The 16,004-nt window shown below is 64.0% G+C and carries 11 protein-coding genes; 7 read left to right on the top strand and 4 right to left on the bottom strand.

All coding sequences use genetic code 11. The features are described 5' to 3' along the window. Positions 1-144 precede the first annotated feature (144 nt). A complete protein-coding gene (gene alaS, locus VGN72_12605) occupies positions 145-3,147 on the bottom strand; it encodes an alanine--tRNA ligase (GenBank protein HEV7300202.1) in 3,003 nt (1,000 codons plus the stop codon). 359 nt (positions 3,148-3,506) lie between these two features. Between alaS and VGN72_12600 the strand changes: the two genes are divergently transcribed. The 3 genes from VGN72_12600 to lpxD are packed head-to-tail and all read left to right on the top strand — an operon-like array spanning position 3,507 to position 7,668. Next, complete coding sequence (locus tag VGN72_12600; protein ID HEV7300201.1) at positions 3,507-5,963, top strand: BamA/TamA family outer membrane protein; 2,457 nt, start codon at positions 3,507-3,509, stop codon at positions 5,961-5,963. 45 nt (positions 5,964-6,008) lie between these two features. Then, complete coding sequence (locus tag VGN72_12595; GenBank protein HEV7300200.1) at positions 6,009-6,596, top strand: OmpH family outer membrane protein; 588 nt, start codon at positions 6,009-6,011, stop codon at positions 6,594-6,596. A gap of 4 nt (positions 6,597-6,600) precedes the next feature. Further along, on the top strand, positions 6,601-7,668 hold the full coding sequence (lpxD, locus tag VGN72_12590) for a UDP-3-O-(3-hydroxymyristoyl)glucosamine N-acyltransferase (GenBank protein HEV7300199.1): 1,068 nt from the start codon (positions 6,601-6,603) through the stop codon (positions 7,666-7,668). Positions 7,669-8,183: 515 nt separating this feature from the next. Here the strand turns inward: lpxD and glyA are convergent. Next, positions 8,184-9,425 (bottom strand): serine hydroxymethyltransferase, encoded by a 1,242-nt coding sequence (gene glyA, locus VGN72_12585; GenBank protein ID HEV7300198.1) that lies wholly within the window; start codon positions 9,423-9,425, stop codon positions 8,184-8,186. Between the two features lie 310 nt (positions 9,426-9,735). Between glyA and pyrF the strand changes: the two genes are divergently transcribed. The 3 genes from pyrF (at position 9,736) to murD (ending at position 12,560) form a co-directional block, all read left to right on the top strand. After that, the gene (gene pyrF / locus VGN72_12580) at positions 9,736-10,668 is read left to right on the top strand and encodes an orotidine-5'-phosphate decarboxylase (GenBank protein ID HEV7300197.1); all 933 of its coding nucleotides are present in this window, start codon (positions 9,736-9,738) and stop codon (positions 10,666-10,668) included. 33 nt (positions 10,669-10,701) lie between these two features. Next, positions 10,702-10,908, top strand: coding sequence for a hypothetical protein (locus tag VGN72_12575; GenBank protein HEV7300196.1), 207 nt, complete (start codon positions 10,702-10,704; stop codon positions 10,906-10,908). Positions 10,909-11,258: 350 nt separating this feature from the next. Next, positions 11,259-12,560 (top strand): UDP-N-acetylmuramoyl-L-alanine--D-glutamate ligase, encoded by a 1,302-nt coding sequence (murD, locus tag VGN72_12570; GenBank protein ID HEV7300195.1) that lies wholly within the window; start codon positions 11,259-11,261, stop codon positions 12,558-12,560. 62 nt (positions 12,561-12,622) lie between these two features. Here the strand turns inward: murD and VGN72_12565 are convergent, their stop codons facing one another. Continuing rightward, positions 12,623-13,429 carry a menaquinone biosynthesis protein gene (locus VGN72_12565; GenBank protein ID HEV7300194.1) on the bottom strand — a complete coding sequence of 269 codons (807 nt, stop codon included), beginning with the start codon at positions 13,427-13,429 and terminating at the stop codon, positions 12,623-12,625. Between the two features lie 84 nt (positions 13,430-13,513). After that, positions 13,514-14,506 (bottom strand): FHA domain-containing protein, encoded by a 993-nt coding sequence (locus tag VGN72_12560; GenBank protein HEV7300193.1) that lies wholly within the window; start codon positions 14,504-14,506, stop codon positions 13,514-13,516. 141 nt (positions 14,507-14,647) lie between these two features. On the opposite strand from VGN72_12560, the gene hemW reads away from it, so the two are divergent. Next, on the top strand, positions 14,648-15,877 hold the full coding sequence (gene hemW, locus VGN72_12555) for a radical SAM family heme chaperone HemW (GenBank protein ID HEV7300192.1): 1,230 nt from the start codon (positions 14,648-14,650) through the stop codon (positions 15,875-15,877). The last annotated feature ends 127 nt before the right edge of the window (positions 15,878-16,004 follow it).

Genomic DNA, 16,004 nt, shown 5'->3' with positions numbered 1-16,004 from the left:
GGATGACGTACAGGCAAAGCATGTCATCCCGAAGGGAGCGGTAGCGACCTGAGGGATCTCGAACCGCCTTTAAGCGTCTCTAGTGCCGATCCCTCGGATCGCTACCGCTCCCCTCGGGATGACAAACCTACTATGCTTGCGGTCCTACTTGACCGCTCCCGTCGCGTACGCCCGGGCGGTCGTCAGGGCCTCATCGAGTTTCGACGGATCCTTCCCCCCCGCCTGAGCCATGTTTGGCCGACCCCCGCCACCCCCACCGGCGACCTTGGCAGCCTCGCGCACCCAATCGCCGGCCTTCAGGCCCTTGGCGATCAGGTCATCACTGACGGCGGCGACAAAGTTCACCTTACCGTCACTGGCGCTGGCAAGCATCACGGCGACGCTCGGCGTCTTCTTGCGGACCGAATCGATCGCCGACAGCAGACCGTCGTTCGTGGCGCCGGGGATATGACCAACGACCATCTTGCCACCGCCTAAATCCACGGCGGCCGTCAGCAGATCACCGGCGATCGCGACGGCGTCCACGCCACCGCTGGCCGCCTTCTGGCCACCGCTGGATTTCTCGAACGCCTTCTGACGCCGTTGGAGTTCGGCGATCGCGATCTGCCCGCGGCGCTTGGCGCGCAACGGCAGCCCGGGCGCGGCGACCGCCTTCTGCAGCGCCGCGATCGACGGGCTCAGTTGGTCGTCCTTCAACTGCTCCATGCGCTCGATGTTCTCATCCAGCGCCTTGGCCGCCGCGTTGGCCGACTTGGCTGTAGGGCCGGTGACGGCGACCAGTCGGCGGATGCCCTTGCTGACCGATTCCTCGGCCACGATCGCAAACCCCTCGGCCTCTTCGGAACTGGCCAGGTGCGTGCCGCCGCAGAACTCGATTGAGTACTTCCGCCAGTCGGCATTCTCCGGATCGCTGATTAACGCATCCACCGGCGCGCCCACGCTCACCACGCGCACCATCGGCGGATACTTCTCGCCGAACACCGCCCGCAGCCCGTTGATTTTCAACGCCTGTTCCTGCGGCACTTCCTTGGCGTACACCGGCATCTTCCGCTCGATGGCGGCGCTCACGAGCGACTCGATCCTGCCCAATTCATCGTCGCCCAGCGCCTTGCCGTGCGAGAAGTCGAAGCGCAGCTTTTCCGGATCGACCAGCGACCCCTTCTGCTGCACGCCTTCGCCGAGCACCTCGCGCAGCGCCCAGTTGGCCAGGTGCGTCGTCGTATGATTCTGCTGCGTCGCCACGCGCTGAATGCCAACCGTGGCGCTCGCGGCCTTCCCGGCTGTAACCTCGCTGTTGCGCACCCGCCCGACGTGCAGCACGTACCCACCGACCGAGCGCGTGCCCTCGACGTCGAACGACCCACCACCGGCCGTCACGATGCGCCCGACATCGCCCACCTGCCCGCCCATCTCCGCGTAAAAGTTGGTGCGATCGAGGATGAGGGCCGCCGGCAGTTCGGTATCGGTCTTGATCGAATCGACCAATTCCTTGCCGTCCCAGATCGCCATGACCTTGCCGCGGAGTTGCTCGTACCCGTACTTCTCCGAGTCGTCCGTCGGCGCCACGCCTCGCTCGCGCAATTGCTCGAGCACCTGCGGCGGCAACGTCGTCAACGACGACGCCTCGCCCTTCCCGCCCTGCCGTGCCTTCTCGCGGGCCTCCTCCATCAACTTCTCGTAACCGGCAACATCGACGGTCATACCGCGTTCCTCGGCCATGATGCGCGTGAGGTCGATCGGGAAGCCGTAGGTGTCGTGGAGTTTGAAGGCGTCCGCGGCAGGTAGAACGATAGCGCCAGCGATCTCGCGTGAACGATTGTAAGAAATCGTTACGCCACTGCCGTCATGACCGGCATAGGTAAAAGATGCCTCTCGCATGTCTGCCGGGTCCCAACTTGCGGTGATTGGTCCTTGGATGGATTGATTGAGTGCGGCCAGAATGGCTTCGACTTCTGCCTCAAAAAACTGCTGTAAGCCTCTATCCAACGTTCGGCTGAAGCTCACCTCTTCATCCTTCACCAACTCGACCACGCCCTGCGGGTTCTTCTTCAACTCCGGGAACGCATCGCCCATCGCCTCAACGACGATCGGCACCAGCGTGTGCAGAAACGGCTCTTTCAATTCCAACTGCTGCCGGCCAAATCGAACGGCCCGGCGTAAAATCCGCCGCAGCACGTACCCCCGGCCCTCGTTGCTGGGGACGGCGCCGTCGGTCAGGGCGAACGTGAGGCAGCGAATGTGATCGGCGATGACGCGGAAGGCGATGTCCTTGCGCAGGCCTTCATCGGCGGCCTCGGCGACGGCGTCGACGCTGTTGGTTTTCGGGAACTTGCCGCCGTAGGTGTGGCCACTGAGGTCTTTCAGGCGCGACCAGAAGGGGTTGAACAAATCGATGCTGTAGTTGCTGTCGACGTCCTGCAGCACCTGGCAGATGCGCTCGAAGCCCATGCCGGTGTCGACGTGCTGGCTGGGCAGCGTGGTCAGGCTGCGGTCGGCGTTGCGGTTGTACTGGATGAAGACGTTGTTCCAGATCTCCATCACGCGCGGGTCGTCACCGTTGACGGAATTGCCGCCGGACTTGTCGGGCGTGCGGTCGTAGTAGATCTCGGTGCACGGGCCGCAGGGGCCGGTGTCGCCCATTTCCCAGAAGTTGTCCTTGCCGAAGTAGTGGATGTGGTCGTCGGGAATACCGGCGACCTCTTTCCAGATGTTGGCGGCTTCGGTATCGCGGGGCACGCCGTTCTTCTCGTCGCCTTCGAAGCAGCTGACGTGCAGGCGGGTGGGGTCGAGCTTCCATACGTTGGTCAGCAGTTCCCAGGCCATTTCGATCGCGCCGCGCTTGAAGTAGTCGCCGAACGACCAGTTGCCGAGCATCTCGAAGAACGTGTGATGCCGCCGGCTGCGGCCGACGTCGTCCAGGTCGTTGTGCTTGCCACCGGCGCGGATGCACTTCTGCGTGTTGACGGCCCGGGAGTAGTCGCGCGTCTCCTGGCCCAGGAAGATCGGCTTGAACTGGTTCATGCCCGCATTGGTGAACAGCAACGTCGGGTCGTCGTGCGGCACGACGGGACTGCTGGGCACGAACGTGTGGCCGTGCTTCTGCACGAAGAACTCGATGTACTGCTTGCGGATTTCAGCTGAGGTCATAATGGCTCGGTTTAGCGTCGAAACGGTGGATTATCGGGGGACGCGGGGTTTGGGGCAAGGTGTCCGAAGGGGGAACTGAAGCGGGACGCGCTCTGGCCCCTCTCCCGGTACGCTGGGAGAGGCTGGGTGAGGGTGATTCGTTCTTCCGAGGATCGTCAGCCGATCGAAATCACCCCCACCTAGCCTCCCCCGGCGTACCGGGAGAGGGACCAGAGCCACCCTCTTCACGTCCGAGTTCGACGTTCCGACTTCCCACTTCTGATCTCTTTGACACACGCCCCCCCGTGCTTACACTTGCCCGACCCTGTTGGAATGGGCGGTTGTACGGGTCTGGATGGACTTTGCGGAATGGGCAGCGCGTGAGCAGTTCGCATCTTAAGCGGCGGTCGGTCGGCGCGATCGCCGCGGCGACAGCTTTGGCCGTGGGCGCGCTCGCCGCGCCTCGTGCGCACGCGCAAACCCAGCCCTCACCGGCGACCGCTCCCACGACGCAACAACCAGCCAATCAACCTGCCCAACCGCTGGCGCCGGGCGCGGGCGTGGTGTCGCCGGAACTGCGCGGGCGGCCGGTCGAAGGCATCCGCATCAACGGTAACACGCGCGTTTCGACCGCGGTCATCCTCAACGTCATCCGCACGCGTCAGGGCGAGCCGTTCGAGCCGGCCACGGTGGAGGAGGACTACCGCCGGGTCTACGACCTGCGCAAGTTCAGCAACGTCGAGGCCCGCGTCGAGCCGACCGCCAACGGCGGCGTGATCGTCAGCTTCACCGTCAGCGAACAACAGCAGATCGGGCGCATCGATTTCAAGGGGCTGAAGGCGGTCGACGATGCCACGTTACGCGAGATCATCGACATCCGCGCTGGCGAGGCCGTCGACCGCTTCCGCGTCAACATCGCCCGCGAGGCGATCGAGAACTACTACCGCGAGAAGAACTACCCGTTCGTCCACGTCAACATCGACGAGGACGGGCTCGCCCGCACCGGCGACGTTGTCTTCAACGTGGTCGAGGGGCCGAACGTGCGCGTGCGCAAGGTGAAGTTCATCGGCAACAAGAGCGTGACGGCCGACAAGCTGTACCCGCAGGTGCGCACGAACAGCTGGATCTTCATCTTCCGCCCGGGCACGTTCCGTCCGGACGTGGTGGAGCAGGACGTGGGCGCCATCCGGCGGTATTACGAGGGCAAGGGCTACTTCGACGTGCGCGTCGGGCGGAAGCTGATCTTCTCGCCGGACCTGTCGGAGTTGATGGTCGAGTTCCTGATCGACGAGGGCCAGCGCTACACGGTCGACCGCGTGACGTTCCTCGGGAACCAGACGGTGGACGAGACCGCGCTTCGGCAGAACCTGCGGCTGACCGAGGGCAAGCCGTTCGACAACGAAACGGTGCAGCGCGACGTGCGGTCGATGGTCGACGCGTACAGCCCGTACGGGTTCATCTTCGATCCCGAACGCAAGAACCCCGCATACCTGCAGATCGAACCGCGCACGGTCTTCCGCCGCGAGGCCGGCAAGGTCGAGCTGGTCTACGACATCTCCGAAGGCGAGCGCTTCAAGCTGGGACGCGTGCTGGTGCGCGGCAACTGGAAGACGCAGGACAAGGTCGTGTTGCGCGAGATGCGGATGCAGCCCGGCCAGACCTACGACTCCGGCGAGGTCGCCGATGCCGCCGACCGACTGCGCGGCACGCCCTACTTCCAGGGCATCTCCATCACCCCCATTGGCGACGAGCCCGGCGTGCGCGACTTGCTGGTGGAAGTGACCGAAGGCAAAACCGCCAACTTCACGGTTGGGGCGGGCGTGAACAGCAACGGTGGCGTCGGTGGCAACCTGTCGTTCGAGCAGAAGAACTTCGACCTCGGTAACCCGCCCGACAGCTTCCTTGATATTCTGAGCGACCGATCCTTCACTGGCGCCGGCCAGAACCTGCGCATCAGCTTGGAACCGGGTACGCGGCAGACGAACGCCTCGATCCGTTTCTCCGAGCCCTACCTGTTCGACCAGCCCTACAGCTTCAGCGGCGAAGGGTACATCCGCAACCGCGACTGGCAGGACTACGACGACAAGCGCATGGGCGCCCGGTTCAGCATCGGCAAGCGGTTCAACTACGTCTATTCGGCCTCCGTCTCACTGCGGGCCGAGCAGGTGGAAATCGACGACGTCGAGGACAAGGCTGAGCGCGCGCCCGAGATCGTGCTGGCCGAGGGGTACAGCGCGCTGACGAGCCTGGGTTTCCAGCTTCGCCGCGACACGAGCAACCGCGGGCCGCTGGCGTTCCGCGGGTCGGTGCTGACGTTCGGCACCGAGTTCGTGGGCGCGCTGGGCGGCGACTACGACTTCACCAAGCTGTCGGCCGGTTGGGATCGGTACATCACGCTCAACACAGACCTGCAGGACCGCCGAACCGTGCTGTCGCTTCGCGCTGATGCGGGGTACATCTTCTCCGATGCGCCGTTCTTCGAACGGTACTACGGCGGTGGCATCGGCAGCGTGCGCGGGTTCGACTTCCGCGGGATCAGCCCGCGCTCGGGCCTCAACGACGACGCGATCGGTGGCAATTTCGTGCTGACGGGCACGGCGGAACTGAGCTTCCCGCTGGCCGGTGAAACGCTGCGCGGCGTGGTCTTCGCCGACGCCGGCACGGTTGAGGAAGAGTTCGAGGTGGATACAATTCGATCGAGCGCCGGGTTCGGCTTCCGCCTGACCCTGCCCGTCTTCGGACAGCTGCCACTGGCGGTCGACTTCGCGGTGCCGCTGTCCAAGGATGATCTGGACGAGGTCCAGTACATCAGCTTCTCGTTCGGCTTCCTGCAGTAACGCGCCGCACCGACCGGAGTGGCCGCTTTAACAAGAGGATTCGCAATGCGTAAATCGTTCATGCTCGCGTCGATCGTGGTCCTGGGCCTGCTGGTCCCCGCCGTTGCCGATGCTCAGTCGAAGATCGCCGTCGTGCGGCCGGCCACGGTGTTTCAGGAAGCGCAGGAAACGGTGCAGCTGAAGGCAAAGATGGAGTCTGAGGGGCAGGTGCTGAAGAAGACCGGCGACGAGAAGGGCGCCAACATCCGCCGGCTGGAAGGTGAACTGTCGCAGCTGCGTCGCGATTCCCCCAGCTACGTCGAGAAGAGCCGCGAGCTGCGCATGGCGCGCGTGGAAGCCGAGACCTGGGGCAAGCTGACGGCTGCCGATCTGGAAAACGTGGAGAAGGGCCGCACGCTGGAAATGTTCAAGAAGATCCAGGCGGCGATCGAATCGGTCGCTAAGAGCAAGGGCATCGAGGTCGTGATCTCCGACGTGTCGGGCGATCTGCCCGAAACCGTCGACAACGTCAGCAAGCAGCAGTTCACGCAGTTCCTGAGCGCCAAGAACCTCTGGTACGCCGCCGAGGCCGCCGACATCACCAATGAGGTGCTGGCGAAGCTGGATGCCGACTTCAAGGCTGGCGGGCAGTAACGTTATGCCGCAGTTCACGCTCGCCGACATCGCCTCCCTGTTGAACCTGCCTTTGGACCGTGGCGGCAGGGGTGACACGGTCATCACCGGTCTCGCCACGCTGGCCGAGGCCAAGCCAGGCGAACTGTCGTTCCTGGGGCACGATAAGTACGTCAAGCAGTTCACGAAGACGAAGGCGTCGGCGGTCATCGTCGACCGTCGGGTGACGCTGCCGGCCGGTGCGTCCAGCAACGGCGCCGGCCCGATCACGCTGACGGCCGACAACGCCGACCTGGCGATGTCTCAGGTGCTGGAGCGCTTCGCCCCACCGGTGCCCAAGCCCCGGCCCGGCCGTGACCACGCGGCGTTCATCGCGCCGTCGGCCAGCATTGGGGACGGCGCGGCCATCGGGCCGAACGTGTTCGTGGGCGACAACGCGCGCATCGGGCGAAACGTCGTGCTGCACCCGGGCGTCTACATCGGGGCCGACGTGTCGATCGGCGACGACTGCGTGATCTTCCCCAACAGCGTCGTGCGGGAGCGCATCACGATCGGCAACCGCGTGATCATCAACGCCGGCAGCGTGATCGGCACCGACGGCTTCGGCTACCGCTGGGACGGCCGCCGCCATGCGAAGGTGCCGCAGATCGGCACGATCGAGATCGGCGACGACGTGGAGATCGGCTCGTGCGTCTGCATCGACCGCGCGAAGTTCGCGGCGACGGTGATCGGCCCGGGCACGAAGATCGACAACCTCGTGCAAATCGCGCACAACGTGAAGATCGGCCCCCACTGCATCATAGTCGGCCAAGTGGGTCTGGCAGGTAGCGCCGAACTGGGCGCGGGCGTCGTGCTGGGTGGCCAGGTGGCGGTGCGCGACCACGCGAAGATCGGCGACGGCGCGATGGCCGCCGCCACCAGCGCGATCGTCGAGGACGTCGCCGCCGGCGAGGTGGTCATGGGCACCCCTGCCCTCCCTCGCCGCCAGACCCTTCGCGAACAGGCCGCCATCCGCAAGCTCCCCGACCTCCGCGTGCAGGTGCAAAAGCTCGCCGAGGAAATCGAACGACTGAAGACACGCCTTGGCGAGTAATTGTTAGACGGACTTTCCCACCCACCGCCGCCTGCGCGCCCCTAAAGTCTCCCGTCGCTCTTCTGTAGGACAGGCATTCCTGCCTGTCTCTCCCCCCGTCTTCATCTCCCCCCGTATTCTTTCTTCTCTCTTCTGTGGCACAGGCATTCTTGCCTGTGTCTCTTCTTTGGCGAGACGGACATTCTTGTCTGTCTCTCTTCTGTCTTTCCTCCTGGTGGGGCGGGCATTCTTGCCTGCACGCGGCGCTAGCCGCGATCAAACGCCCGGAGCCACGAAGGCGCGAAAGCACGCAGGAAGACACGGAGGAAATCGAAGGACGTTGCGCCGGATCCGCCTCAATCGCGCAGCGCGGGCGTAGAGATGGATAGCCTGTTCTTTGACAACCGAATAGCCCACGCGACTGCTGTCACGGGCTCTCTCTCCATCACCCGATGGTGCAAAATGGTGCACAATGGTGCACGATTTCACGTTTTGCCTTACCCAGACCGCCGCGGCGGGAATGGGGTCGGACCGCATCAGTGCGGCATCGGGAACTTCTTGCAGAACGCCGCCACTTCCGCGCGCACTGCGGCGAGCTTGTCAGCGTCATCTTTTCCAAGCAATGCGCGATCAATGAAATCGGCGACCGTCACGTAGTCGGCCTCCTTCAACCCACGCGACGTGGTCGCCGGCGTGCCCAGGCGGATGCCGCTGGTCAGCTTCGGTGGACGGGGGTCGTTGGGGATGCCGTTCTTGTTGGCGATGATGCCAGCGGCCTCCAGGGCCTTCTCGGCGTCGGCGCCGGTCAAATCGGCGCTGCGGGCGCGAAGGTCGACGAGCATCAGGTGGTTGTCGGTGCCGCCGCTGGTGAGGCGGTAACCCTTCGCCTGCAGTTCCTTCGCCAGCGAAGCGGCGTTCTTCACGATCTGCTGGGCGTACGTCTTGAACGACGGCTGCAGCGCCTCACCAAACGCCACCGCCTTGGCGGCAACGATGTGCATGAGCGGCCCCCCCTGCGTGCCGGGGAAGACGCTACGGTTGATCAGCTTGGCCAGCTCCTCGTCGTTGGTGAGGATCAACCCACCGCGCGGGCCGCGCAGGGTTTTGTGCGTGGTGGTGGTGACGATGTCCGCGTGCGGGAACGGCGACGGGTGGGCCCCACCGACGATCAGGCCGGCGATATGCGCCACGTCGGCCATCAACTTGGCGCCCACCTCGTCGGCGATCTCGCGGAACTTGGCGAAGTCGATCGTGCGGGGGTAAGCGCTGTAACCGCACAGGATGGCCTTGGGGCGCAGTTCCTTGGCTTGGGCGCGCACGTGGTCGAAGTCGATCGTTTCCGTCTCCGGGTTCAACTCGTAGTGGGCCGGCTTGAAGAAGACAGCCGACGCGTTGAGTTTCATGCCGTGGCTCAGGTGCCCACCGCTGGCCAGGTTCAGGCTGATGAAGTTGTCGCCCGGCTTCATCATCGCCATGAAGGCGGCCAGGTTCGCGTTGGCGCCACTGTGCGGTTGTACGTTGGCGTACTTGCAGCCGAACATCTGCTTGGCGCGGTCGATCGCGATGTTCTCGATCTGGTCGTAGAACCCGCACCCGCCGTAATACCGTGCGCCGGGATACCCCTCGGCGTACTTGTTCGTCAGCACCGTGCCGGCGACCTCCATCACGGCCTTGGAGACGTGATTCTCGCTGGCGATCAGCTCGAGCGTGTCCGCCTGGCGGTGCTCTTCCTGAACGATCAGTTCGGCAATCTGCGGGTCGACGGTCTTCAAGGCCATGGGTGCGCTCCGGTCGGGTTCCTGCGGGTGTTCTTCGGGAAACGAGCGAAAGATTGTAGCGGGAAGCAGGATGAACCGCCAAGGACGCCAAGATCGCCAAGGAATTTGAAAGGAGTGGACGTATGCACCCTGCGAAAGCCCGTCATCCTGAGGTACTCCAAAGGATCTCTTTCTTTCCGAAGCAAATACGGGGGGAGATCCTTCGGGGTACCTCAGGATGACAAAACGAGCGACTTTGGCGTCCTTGGCGGTTCAACCCATCCGCCGCCAATTGACTTTCGGCAGCCATCCATCGACATTCGGCATTCCTATGTCCGACCTATTCGCCGACCGCTTATTGTCAGCCATCGCCAGGAAGGGTTCGCCCATCTGCGTCGGCATCGATCCGATCTACGAGATGCTTCCTGACGCCGTGCTGACCAGCCCGCGCGATGCCGACGACGCCGAGGCATCCATCGACGCCATCTTCAAGTTCACGACGGCCGTCCTGAAGATCGTGGCGCCGCACGTGCCGATCGTGAAGTTCCAGTCGGCTTACTTCGAGAAGTACCTGTGGGAAGGGGTCGAGGCGTACTACAGCCTCGTGCAGGAAGCGAAGGAACTGGGCCTGCTGGTCATCGGTGACGTAAAGCGCGGCGACATCGGCTCCACCAGCGCCGCGTATGCCGCCGCCCATTTGGCCGACCCGCAGTTCGACGAGATGGACGACGTGGTGACGCCCGACGCGATCACGGTCAACCCGATGCTCGGCATGGACACGCTCGAGCCGTTCATCAAGGCGGCCAAGGACTACGACAAGGGGCTGTTCGTGCTCGTGCGCACCAGCAACCCCGGCAGCGCCGAACTGCAGGACGTGAAGCTGGCCGACGGCCGGACCTGGAGCGAAGCGCTCGCCGACAAGCTCGCGCCGCTCGCGGCCCAGCCCGGGCTGGTAGGCGACAGCGGCTACAGTTCCCTTGGCGCGGTCGTCGGCGCGACGCAAACCTCGCAGATCGAATCGCTGCGCGGTCGACTGCCGAAATCGATCTTCCTGCTGCCCGGCTACGGCACGCAGGGCGCAACGGCCGATATGACCAAGGCCGCGTTCACGAATGGTCAGGGCGCGATCGTCAGCGCCAGCCGCAGCATCCTGTACGCCCACCGCGACGCCAAGATCGCCAGCCAGTGCGGCGGCGACTGGCAGGCCTGCGTCGCCAAGGCGGTTGAGGACATGAAGGCGGACCTGGCGGGCGTCATCAGGTAGGTCCCTCGGTCGCACTCGTGGTAGGATGCACACATGGCGACGGTAACGGTCAAACAAATGGTGGAGCGAATCGAAGCGCTCGAGCAGACGGTCGACCGATTGGCAGAGCAACTCGATTACCAACAAGCGGTCGAGGGCATTCGCCGCGGTCTTGAATCCGTTGAGCGAGGCGAGGGCATCACTGCTCGCAAGGCCACCACACAACTGCGGCGGCTGCGCGATTCGCGCGGTGCGGAATGACGTTCAAGGTCGTCATTCAACCACCAGCGTTAACGGACATCGAGGCGGCTTATCTATACATTCGTCAGCAGAACCCGCGAGCGGGGGACCGATGGCTCGAGGAGATGTTGACGGCGATCGAGGAATTGAAGACGTTCCCCAACCGTCATGGATTAGCACGGGAGTCGGACGCCTTTGACGAGCCGATCCGACAGCTACTGGTGGGACGTCGGCAGCACGTTTACCGGGTTCTCTTCGTCATCCGCAGCAATGTCGTGCGCGTTCTGCACGTCAGGCATGCCGCCCGACGATGAAAGCGTTGGCATCTGGCGTGCGACCGTTCGCGCACAGCATTTATCGAGTTGATTCGTATGGAACTCAAGGGACAACACGTCACCGTCGCCGGCCTCGGTCGATTTGGTGGTGGCATTTCCGTTGCGAAATGGCTGGTAGAACAGGGCGCAAACGTCCTCGTGACCGATCAAGCCTCGGCGGCGGAACTGATCGACTCGATCGAGCAGCTCGACGGCCTGCCGATCGAGCTTCGGCTGGGAAACCAGCGCGTCGAGGACTTCACCCAGACCGATCTCGTCGTCGCCAACCCGGCCATCCCGATCGGCAGCCCGTTCCTGCAGGCGGCGCGCGAGGCGAATGTGCCGATCACCACCGAGATCCGCCTGTTCGTCGAACGCTGCCCGGCACCGATCGTCGGCGTGACGGGCACGAAGGGGAAATCGACGACCACAGCGCTGCTCGGGCGAATGCTCGCGACGAAATACAAGACGTGGGTGGGTGGGAACATCGGCGGGTCGCTTCTGTCGGACCTGCCGCAGATCGAGCCGACGCATCGGGTGGTCCTGGAGCTGTCGAGCTATATGCTCGAGCATCTGAAGGCGATGCGGTGGTCGCCGCACGTGGCGCTGGTGACGATGGTGGCGGCCGACCATCTGGCGTGGCACGGGTCGGTGGAGGCGTACCAGGACGCCAAGCGCAACATCGTGCGGTTCCAGAACGCCGACGACATCGCGGTGTTGAACGGCGGTGACGCCGGCGCGAGATCCTTCGCGAAGGACGCCGGCGGGCGCGTGGCGTTTTACCCGCTGCCCAACAGCAAGCCGTTCGAGCTGGCGCTGCCGGGCGCGCACAATCAGTTGAACGCCCAAGGCGCGTTCGCAGCGGCCAATGTGCTAGGCGTATCGTGGGACGACGCCCAACATGCCGCGGCCGATTTTCCCGGGCTGCCGCATCGCCTGCAACTCGTGCACGAGGCGGACGGCGTGCGATTCTACAACGACTCGATCGCGACGATTCCCGAGGCCGCCGTCGCGGCGCTCGATTCGTTTCCGACGGGTCACGTGCTTCAAATTGTCGGTGGCTACGACTCGCAGGCGCCGCTAACTGCGATGTGCAATGCGCTGACGGAACGGGCCAAGGCGGTGCTGTGCATCGGCGCGGTGGGACCGCAGATAGCGGCGATTTTGGCTGAATCCGTCTCGCAAACCGCCGCCGCCGTCTACGAGTGCGGCGACCTCGCGACGGCAATTAGGATCGCAAAGCAGAACGCGGCGGCAGGTGATATTGTTTTGCTGAGCACGGGCTGCAAGAGCTACGACCAATTCACTAACTTTGAGGACCGCGGGGAACAATTTGCAGAACTGGCGCGACAGGATTGAGCGTCATCAGGCGCTTCAGGGACGCCCAGCTATTCCGATGCAAGCGGGAATCGATTGCGGGTTCAGCTTTGCCGCACCTGCAATGGGCGAACCGGCGTACCGACCACGCAATGCTTCGCAGCCAGCGTGTGGAACAGCCGGATCGCGTCGATCTGCTGCGGGCCAATGTCGAACTTCAGATATTCGGTTAGGTACCGCTTCGCGATGTCGACCGGCCAACCGCGCGGCACGGCGAACTGGTCGACCAGCTGATCAACGCGCCGCAAACCTCGCACCTTCGCCTGCGCTAGCCGCTCGGGCAAGTCACCCACATCCACGACTGCCCGTGCCGTCCAGACTGCGAACACAAATGGCTTGCCCGTCAGTTGCTTCCACGCCTCGCCGAGGTCCAGTTGATGGGCGTAGCCGACCGGCTCCTCGCACACCACCTTGTCGCCGATCAACAGCAACGTCTGCGGCGATCGCGCGCGGTCCAGTGGCACAATCTCCGGCCGAAGTCCGTATCGCTCGGCCAAAATCACGCGTGCTAGGCCGACGGACGTATGGCTCTCCACGTCGCACGCGAGCGACTCGATCTGCTCGAACGGCACCCGACTGAAGATGCGAACCGTTAGTGTCGGGCCATCGCACCCAATGCCGCCGGCAGGAACGATCTGCAGACCGCCCATCGACTGGTAGTCGATCACCGGCAAGAGCGCGACATCGGTCGAACCATCTCGCAGGCCATCGATTAGCTTCGCCGGCACAGCCAGCGACAGTTCGACGAAGGGATCGCGGTCGAGGCCGTCGATCAGCGGCTTGGAATTGAAGTAGCTGACGCTGGCGACCCTGATCGGCCGTCGCGCAGCGGTCGGGGATAGTGTGGCCATTGCACGGAATCGTATGCCGGGAACCGCGTGACGTGCTGCCCTGCGTCGAGAACTGAAAGCTCAGACAAGGCCAGTGAAAAAGTCCTAGGACTTGCTCTCGGCGTTCCAGTCGATTTCAATCTCGCCGGACGCGGAACTATGTGAAGCATCGTCCATGACGATGTCGAACGCGCTCTGCTCGCTGATGGCTTCGAACTGGTCTGACGACTGCAGTTCCCCTTCCAACGGCGACACCAGATCGTCCGCAGGTCCTGCCGCGGCCGCCGGTGGCGCTACCGGCGCCGGGGGTGGCGTGGGGGCGGCCTTTGCCTTGGGCGCTGCTGGCGCTACGGCGCGGGCTTTCGGGGCGGTGGGCGCGGGTTCAGGCGCGATTTCATCGGCGTGCGCCAGGTCGTCCATCGGCGTCAGTTCATCTTCCTCGGCAACGGGCTCGAGGTCAGCAACCGGTTCCAACTCATCGACCGGTTCCAGTTCTTCCACTGGCTCCAGCTCCTCAACCGGTTCCAGCTCTTCCAGCGTTTCACTTGTGGCTTCACCGGCTTCGGCTACGGGTTCCAGGTCCTGCACGAACTCTTCGTCGTCACCATCATCGGCGGCGGCAATGAGCGGCGCGGCGCCGAGGTCTTCCTCGTAGTCGTCGTCATCCAGCGCAACGGGTTCTTCCTCGGTCGCAGGATCTACCTCCTGCATCATTCCCACACCCACCGCGGCAGCCGCGGCGGCGGTGTCTTGGGGGGTGAAGGCGGGCTCGGCGGGGCCGGCCACCATTTCTTCCTCGGCCGGCAGACCGTCGATCTGCACCACGAACGTCACTGGCCCCACGGTAAGGGTATCGCCCGCCTGCAGTTCCACCGATGTGATGCGCTCGCCGTTGCACAGCGTGCCGTTCGAGCTGCCCAGATCCTCAATTCGCACGCTGTCCTGGCTGCGGATGATGCGGCAATGCTTGCGCGAGATGTCGCTCAGCGGAATGCGCAGGTCGCAGTCCTCGCGGCGCCCAAGCACCGTGATGTCGCGGACGACGGAGAAGCTGCGCCGTTCACCATCGGAGCGGAACATGATCAGAACGACCTGCATAAGCGACCCTCAGATTCAGCAGTAAAATCGGCGTACAGACGGGCAAGCGACCGACCGATCGACTAAACTATATCAGTATCCGATTTCCAGCAACAATTTTCGTGCCATAGACATTCCCCGCTTCGCCTCAAGTGCCAGTTTATGTCGACGCTGACCCCGCTTACGATCCACCGCAGCCAAGTCCAGCCGCTGGACTTGGCCTCCCTGCCCGCCGAGCCGGTGGACGGGCTGTACGTGCACGTGCCGTTCTGCTTCCACAAGTGCCATTACTGCGACTTCTACAGCATTACCCACCAAACCGAAGACCGGATGGACCGGTTCGTCGATCGACTGTTAACCGAGGCTAAGTTCTGGGTCGACCGTTACCCCATAACTGTCGCCCCGCGGACGATCTTCTTTGGCGGTGGCACCCCAACCCTGCTCCCCCTGCCGCAAATGGCCCGGCTGCTGAGCGGCCTGAGCCGTGTCTTCGACTTGACCGGTATCGACGAATGGACCGTCGAGGCGAACCCCGCCACCGTAACGAACGACTACTGCCACATGATGCGCGACCACGGCGTGAACCGCCTCAGCTTCGGTGCCCAGTCGTTCAACCCGGCCGAACTGGCGACCTTGGAGCGCCACCACGATCCCACCGACGTCGAGCGAAGCGTCGCGATCGCCACCGCGGCCGGATTCAAGCGATTGAATGTCGACCTCATCTACGCGGTGCCGGGCCAGTCGCTGGCTAGCTGGGCAACGTCGCTCGATGCAGCCATCGCGCTTGGCACGTCCCACATTTCCGCTTACGCCCTGACGTACGAGCCGAACACCCCCATGGCGGTGAAGAAGCGACTCGGCACGATCGTGGCGGCCGAGGAAAGCTTAGAGATCGACATGATGCGTCACGCGCGGTCTCGCCTGACGCAGGCCGGGCTGGCGGCGTACGAGATCAGCAACTACGCCGCCCACGGCCAGGAATGCCGGCACAACTTGATGTACTGGACGGGCGGCAACTACGTGTCGTTGGGTCCATCGGCGTCGGCCCACACGGGTGGCGTGCGCTGGAAGAACCGCCCGCACCTTGGCGAGTGGGAGTCGGCCATCGATGCGGGCCATCTGCCCGCGACCGACGTTGAACGCCTCTCCCCCGAAACCCGGGCGGGGGAACTGGCGATGCTCATGCTGCGGCTCAGCGGCGGCATCAACTTTGACGTCTACACCACGCGCACCGGTCGCGACGCCCGGCGGCAGTTTCACGATATTGTCGCTCGGTTTGCTCCAGTGGGTCTCCTGGAACAGACCGATAACACGATCCGCCTTACGCCTGCAGGCCTGAGCGTGGCGGATGCGCTGGCATCCGAGTTCCTGCAAGCGTCTAACACTGTTTAAAGCAAGCATGCAAACGAAGCCGGTTTCCACCGGAAAGCCGGCGGCTATCGAAGAAGGCGTCCACCTCTCCCGTTTCCTCCGCGTCTCATAAATCGTTCGCGACTAACCTCGCCCCTGGCCCGCGTCG

Source organism: Tepidisphaeraceae bacterium, assembly GCA_035998445.1.
Lineage (GTDB): Bacteria > Planctomycetota > Phycisphaerae > Tepidisphaerales > Tepidisphaeraceae > DASYHQ01.
The sequence above is the reverse complement of the archived record's forward strand: the minus strand, read 5'-3'. Positions and strand labels throughout refer to the sequence as shown.

Excerpts from the sequence above, each read along its gene's own strand:
- alaS (HEV7300202.1), bottom strand. The coding sequence starts at position 3,147 with ATGACCTCAGCTGAAATCCGCAAGCAGTACATCGAGTTCTTCGTGCAG.
- VGN72_12595 (HEV7300200.1), top strand. The coding sequence starts at position 6,009 with ATGCGTAAATCGTTCATGCTCGCGTCGATCGTGGTCCTGGGCCTGCTG.
- lpxD (HEV7300199.1), top strand. The coding sequence starts at position 6,601 with ATGCCGCAGTTCACGCTCGCCGACATCGCCTCCCTGTTGAACCTGCCT.
- glyA (HEV7300198.1), bottom strand. The coding sequence starts at position 9,425 with ATGGCCTTGAAGACCGTCGACCCGCAGATTGCCGAACTGATCGTTCAG.
- pyrF (HEV7300197.1), top strand. The coding sequence starts at position 9,736 with ATGTCCGACCTATTCGCCGACCGCTTATTGTCAGCCATCGCCAGGAAG.
- VGN72_12575 (HEV7300196.1), top strand. The coding sequence starts at position 10,702 with ATGGCGACGGTAACGGTCAAACAAATGGTGGAGCGAATCGAAGCGCTC.
- murD (HEV7300195.1), top strand. The coding sequence starts at position 11,259 with ATGGAACTCAAGGGACAACACGTCACCGTCGCCGGCCTCGGTCGATTT.
- VGN72_12565 (HEV7300194.1), bottom strand. The coding sequence starts at position 13,429 with ATGGCCACACTATCCCCGACCGCTGCGCGACGGCCGATCAGGGTCGCC.
- VGN72_12560 (HEV7300193.1), bottom strand. The coding sequence starts at position 14,506 with ATGCAGGTCGTTCTGATCATGTTCCGCTCCGATGGTGAACGGCGCAGC.
- hemW (HEV7300192.1), top strand. The coding sequence starts at position 14,648 with ATGTCGACGCTGACCCCGCTTACGATCCACCGCAGCCAAGTCCAGCCG.